Raw genomic sequence first — 403 nt, 5'->3', positions numbered from 1 at the left:
ACTTGAGTGTTCACTGGGTACTAGACCCAGATAACTCATCAGCTTACGCGGATGGTCGAAGCGGGTTAAATCGCCAAGCTCAGCGACAACGCCAGCGGCTACAAGCAAACGCACCCCACGCATCGCTTGAATAGCTTTAACAACGGGGTAATAACGCCATTGATAAACATGGTGAGAGAGTTCATTATCAAGTCGTTCTAGACGACGTATTCTTTCAGTAATAGTGTGAATAAATTCTTGTAAAACGATTTGTTGTGCAGGGTGAGGCAATATCAGTTCAGTGAGCCACCGTAAGTGTTTGAGAGACCAGTTTGCTGTGCCTGCATAGTTAATATTGTTGCGAAGAAGCAATGCCTTTAGCTGGTACTTTGCATCTTTTAAGTCTTTCATCGCAACCTCTCGA

Annotated in this window: 1 protein-coding gene; it reads right to left on the bottom strand. The window is 44.7% G+C overall.

Annotation, left to right across the window (positions count from 1 at the left end):
* Positions 1-403, bottom strand: a 403-nt coding sequence (locus L1068_RS21880) for a transposase (protein WP_237131970.1), incomplete at both ends; no start/stop codon positions are given.

The organism is Pseudoalteromonas sp. MMG024, assembly GCF_021654175.1.
Classification (GTDB): Bacteria; Pseudomonadota; Gammaproteobacteria; order Enterobacterales; family Alteromonadaceae; genus Pseudoalteromonas.
This window is presented reverse-complemented; position numbering and strand designations above follow the sequence as displayed.